The organism is Vibrio sp. V39_P1S14PM300, assembly GCF_009904765.1.
Lineage (GTDB): Bacteria > Pseudomonadota > Gammaproteobacteria > Enterobacterales > Vibrionaceae > Vibrio > Vibrio proteolyticus.
The window spans coordinates 1-4,256 of the sequence record NZ_WXWP01000148.1 but is presented as its reverse complement, the minus strand read 5'-3'; the positions used below and the strand labels follow the sequence as shown (position 1 = coordinate 4,256).

Annotated in this window: 7 protein-coding genes; 3 read left to right on the top strand and 4 right to left on the bottom strand. The window is 44.2% G+C overall.

Going from position 1 to position 4,256, the window contains the following annotated elements:
* Window positions 1–106 precede the first annotated feature (106 nt).
* The 4 genes from CAG65_RS07245 to CAG65_RS07230 all read right to left on the bottom strand — a co-directional run bounded on the left by CAG65_RS07245 (window position 107) and on the right by CAG65_RS07230 (window position 2,058).
* Entirely contained in the window at window positions 107–550 is a 444-nt protein-coding gene (locus CAG65_RS07245) for a lysis system i-spanin subunit Rz (protein WP_161453107.1), read from the bottom strand.
* Between the two features lie 17 nt (window positions 551–567).
* Entirely contained in the window at window positions 568–1,047 is a 480-nt protein-coding gene (locus tag CAG65_RS07240) for a lysozyme (protein ID WP_161453105.1), read from the bottom strand.
* On the bottom strand, window positions 1,028–1,246 hold the full coding sequence (locus tag CAG65_RS07235; RefSeq protein ID WP_161448575.1) for a phage holin: 219 nt from the start codon (window positions 1,244–1,246) through the stop codon (window positions 1,028–1,030). Before CAG65_RS07235 ends, CAG65_RS07240 begins: the two co-directional genes overlap by 20 nt.
* 146 nt (window positions 1,247–1,392) lie before the next feature.
* Complete coding sequence (locus tag CAG65_RS07230; protein WP_161448576.1) at window positions 1,393–2,058, bottom strand: hypothetical protein; 666 nt, start codon at window positions 2,056–2,058, stop codon at window positions 1,393–1,395.
* Window positions 2,059–2,129: 71 nt separating this feature from the next.
* Between CAG65_RS07230 and CAG65_RS07225 the strand changes: the two genes are divergently transcribed.
* The 3 genes from CAG65_RS07225 (at window position 2,130) to CAG65_RS07215 (ending at window position 4,181) form a co-directional block, all read left to right on the top strand.
* Window positions 2,130–2,513, top strand: coding sequence for a hypothetical protein (locus tag CAG65_RS07225; protein WP_161453103.1), 384 nt, complete (start codon window positions 2,130–2,132; stop codon window positions 2,511–2,513).
* Between the two features lie 156 nt (window positions 2,514–2,669).
* Window positions 2,670–3,704, top strand: coding sequence for an HNH endonuclease signature motif containing protein (locus CAG65_RS07220; protein WP_161453101.1), 1,035 nt, complete (start codon window positions 2,670–2,672; stop codon window positions 3,702–3,704).
* Between the two features lie 9 nt (window positions 3,705–3,713).
* Entirely contained in the window at window positions 3,714–4,181 is a 468-nt protein-coding gene (locus tag CAG65_RS07215) for a YrhA family protein (protein WP_161453099.1), read from the top strand.
* Window positions 4,182–4,256: the final 75 nt, after the last annotated feature.

Sequence of the window (4,256 nt, the reverse complement as noted above, 5' to 3'; positions counted from 1 at the left end):
TTTTTGACCGGAAACCGGAAACCCCCAAAATTAAAAAAATTTTTACCGAGAGACTTTCTGCGAGGTCAAGCCCCCGTAGTGTCTGTGGTCGCGCGGAAGGACCCACTCAATACGCTAAGCACTGCGTTTTGATGTAGTCTTGTAAGTACTTGGTTTGGCGATAGTTTTTCACCATCATTCGTCGGAGACGTAGATAATCTTGTTCAGTTGTTCGACTAAGTCTTGCGGCTCCTTCATACTCCACGCTTCCGGACGGTTGGGTATCGGGCACTCGGTTGGTGGGACAGTCGGCGTTGATGTACAAGCGCTGATTAGCACGATTGAGCTCATCACCAAGAATATCGATTTCATGCTGGGCCTTACGCAATGCGTTTTGATGTTCAATACCAAGTTGATCAAACTCTTTGATCTTGTCACGTTGAGCCCGATTCAACTCCCGTTGAGCCAAAAGAACTTGACTCGTCTGCTCTAGCTGCTGCTCTGCGACACTTCTTCGCAATTGTTCGACGTAGAGCCAGCACGACAGCGTTACGATTGAAATAAGTGACATTGTAACGCCCCACACAATCAGTCTCGCATTAAGCATACCTGCCTCTCGATATCTCGTCGGGTCATAAGCCCCTTCCAAGGCTTACCCGCCGAATAAATCCAACGTTTCAACTGATCACAAGCAGACGCCCAATGACCTTGATTTAACAATTTGAGCAGTGTCGAACGCCTAAAAGCGCCCACCCCGACGTTATAAGTAAATGAATATAGGGCGGCACGTGTTGTTTCCGGTATCACCACTTTGATAAGCGGGTCCACGTGACGCTTTACTTTCTTCAGATCTTTATCCAGTAGAGCATCGCACTCTGATTGGGAATAGACTTTGTCCTTAATGATGTCCGGACCAGTATGCCCATAACAGACACTCAACACGCCAGCCACATCGTAGTACGGTACAAATTCTATGCCCTCAAGAGGCTTTACCATGGTCGCTGCCATAATTAGCGCACTCGCTCCCATTGCGGCGAGTTTGGTGATGCTATTTCTGATGCTGCTCATGATGCATCTCCCGCTCGGCTTGCTTTTTCCTAAAGTGGTAATTGATGTAGGTCGTCACTATCGTTCCGATAATGGACGAAATCGCCACCCACCAGTCTGGTGTTATCGTGCTGACAAACGAAAAGAATGCACTTATCGCAGCCAGAAACGCACACCATCCGTACGCGATGGCGCTAGAGAGTTTTTCGAGCATACGCATATCACCACCCCCGGGATGGAGTGTCCTTGATTGGAAATGAGATGAAGAGAAAATTGCGTGGATCGTTATGTGACAGATACAAAAAAACCGCCTAAAAGGCGGCTCTCACAAACACTGTGCACTTATCCATACTAGATATTTATACACTAAACTGTCCCGTTTTTGTTTTCAAGCTCTTTTTTAAACATCTGCCGAGCAGCAATATCATAGTTAATCAGTAAGGTCCGTATTGCCTCAACGTGCTGACTCCAATCATTCCAATGCTTTTGATAGTAACGAACACGCTTCTTAAAATAGGTCTCGCTGGTACAACTCTCTGCCTCAGTATCTGCCTTAGCCAGAACGTGGATGAGATAAGATTTAGTCAATGTCGGTGTATAAGAAAGGCCGTCTATTGTCAGAGATACCTGTGCACCACCGAGTTGCTCTAAAGCCAAACCACCAGCAATGACAGGAACTAAAGTCTTGACCCGTTCGTAAGTTCTCTTTTGGATCATTACACCTTGTTCGGAAGCACATACCACCCAATCGTTGGAAACACTGTCAATCAATCGCGCTTTGTTTTCCTCTGAATTCCACAACGGCGATGCATACGCAAACATACTCCAGTCCGCAAGATGCGGCGCTGTCTTGGCCATACGCTCTATAGCAGCTAAAACCTTTGCTCCATCGAGTTTTGAACCAATCTCAACATCAGCAGCTCCAAAACCTCCGCCACCAGCCCCGACATTGTACTTCGCTCTGATACCTTCAGTAGCAAGGCCAATTGCCGCAGGCATCTCCCAGCGTTCTATGTTCGTAACTAAGCCCATCTGATTCCCCCTAGACTGAATGACCATTTAAATTATACTGTACATATATACAGTTTCAATGTTTTTAAAGTATGTATAGAACGATTCAAGTAAACGCCAGTTACAAGATTGAACGCCTGGGGCCTAACGGTCTGATTGGTCCAATAGGTAAACTGTCTTGTGGTCAGTTGAGAGTGCTCATTCGAGGTGGAGACGCAAAGAACTTTCCATTTGGTGGGTTTCTTGATGCCGATAACGTGATCGGCTTACAGAGAGTCAAAGTGATTGATGTAAAGGCACTATGTATTGATGACGAGGCACAAGATGCCAAGTACGCTATTCCAAGTCACCACTACGTCGTTGGTGCCTACATGGAACAGAAAGTCTATTTGCTCTTGTATGAGGGTGAGATTAGGCACTATCCACTCAAACATCTTGATACTGATAGAACGAATAATGTAGTGACACTCCTTTAACAAGAGTGTCCACGGGGCAATGATAACTTTATCCTTTATATCGCGTAAAAATTTGCAGTCCTTTAAACCTTTGAATATAGGACTTCTGATTGAATTGACCAGTGTCATTGAACCTACGAATATGAAAGACAGTCATTGGTTATTAGGCGCACTACCATGTTCTATAGGATTGTGTCGGCATTAAGAATTAAAACACAAGACGTACCCAAAATAGTCCACGTCAATTACCTATCTAAATACTGCCAACAGTTTTGCCTCAAGCAAACGAGTGAGCTAAGCGGTGGCCAAGAAGTTCTGATTGTTGATGGCCTAAAGCCAGGTGAGAGCGTCATTGACCCATTTGGTCAGATCAAAAGCATGACACCGAGATCACTCAAGTTTGTTCTCGATGCAAAAATCAATGGAGTAGCGCATTACTCATCTGCAGTTCGTCTGGAGACACAAGATCCAACCAAGTCGGTCTTTGAGAGAATCCCTCCCCTTAGCGCATCAGTGGTTGAGTATGACAAGAAAAGCAAGCGTATCCCTGTAGAATTTCCCAGCATTCAAGAAGTTCTCGAGAATCCAGAGTTAGACGGTCTCAAAAGTGTCAACATCGATCCTGTTTCGATGTTCGCAGAAGATGCTGAAACGCTCATTAAGGAAGGCCAGAAATTCATTGATGAGCCTACCTTAGGTGGCGCTGCGATAATGGCCGCAATCGCTATGCCAGGTAAGTTTCTAGATGAGCCAGTTAAGAAACTCGTCAAAACGAAATTCACAGGAAAATACAAAGGGGAAAGCATTACTCTCGACAATGTCGAAGTACACAATATTCAGTACTTAAAACGAGACCGGGCTGAATACACAGAACTTAGAAAAGCGTTCAATAAGAGTATTCGAGGTGATTACCTAGAAGCTTTATCTAAAGATCCAAAGGCAGTTAGTAAGCTTAAAGATCTCGGTGTTCCAGATTCAGAGATTCAGAAACTCGCAGCCAAACGAGTACCCTCGGGGTTCCAAGTCCATCATAAACTTCCACTAGATGATGGTGGTACCAATGATTTCTCTAACTTAGTACTCATTAGAAATGCACCTGAGCATAGTGCGTTTACAACCTACCAGAAACAAACTACTACCGGCATATCTGTTGGTGATAGTATTGAGCTTGACTGGCCAATCCCGAATGGCGATGTCTACCCGATTAAGTAAGGAACAACAATGACCTTTAAAGAAGTTCTTCAAGCCCTAATTCATCAACACAATGAAGACGAAAGTACATTTGGAGCCGGCTTTTTCTTGGACTCAGCCACCAGCATAGAACTAGAGACGTTGAGAGATAAGGTACAAGAACAGTTTAACGTCACTCTTCCAGATGAATACCTAGAAATACTTAAGCTTACCAATGGCTTCTCTTTAAACGGACTTAGCCTCTACGGCAGTGTTCAGAAGCAGGAGCCATACTTCCTCGACGGAGTTATAGATGCCAATAAAGCATTTTGGGATGAAGAAACACTGAGAGAGTATTTTGCATTTTCGGAAGAATCAACCACACGACTAGTCTTTTCTGTAGTTCAAGACAAATATCTTGTGGTTGATAGAGTGACTTGGGACACGATTGAAGAATTTGATACATTCGGAGATGCATTAAGCTTTCAAATAGATGACTGTTGCATTTTGTCAGTCTAACTAGTTCGTGACTCTCCAATATTGAATTCTCGATTATAGAGAAGCATGAAATACTTCATCTCTTTAAGCTTCTCT

Excerpts from the sequence above, each read along its gene's own strand:
- CAG65_RS07240 (WP_161453105.1), bottom strand. The coding sequence starts at position 1,047 with ATGAGCAGCATCAGAAATAGCATCACCAAACTCGCCGCAATGGGAGCG.
- CAG65_RS07225 (WP_161453103.1), top strand. The coding sequence starts at position 2,130 with ATGTATAGAACGATTCAAGTAAACGCCAGTTACAAGATTGAACGCCTG.
- CAG65_RS07215 (WP_161453099.1), top strand. The coding sequence starts at position 3,714 with ATGACCTTTAAAGAAGTTCTTCAAGCCCTAATTCATCAACACAATGAA.
- CAG65_RS07235 (WP_161448575.1), bottom strand. The coding sequence starts at position 1,246 with ATGCGTATGCTCGAAAAACTCTCTAGCGCCATCGCGTACGGATGGTGT.
- CAG65_RS07220 (WP_161453101.1), top strand. The coding sequence starts at position 2,670 with ATGTTCTATAGGATTGTGTCGGCATTAAGAATTAAAACACAAGACGTA.
- CAG65_RS07245 (WP_161453107.1), bottom strand. The coding sequence starts at position 550 with ATGTCACTTATTTCAATCGTAACGCTGTCGTGCTGGCTCTACGTCGAA.
- CAG65_RS07230 (WP_161448576.1), bottom strand. The coding sequence starts at position 2,058 with ATGGGCTTAGTTACGAACATAGAACGCTGGGAGATGCCTGCGGCAATT.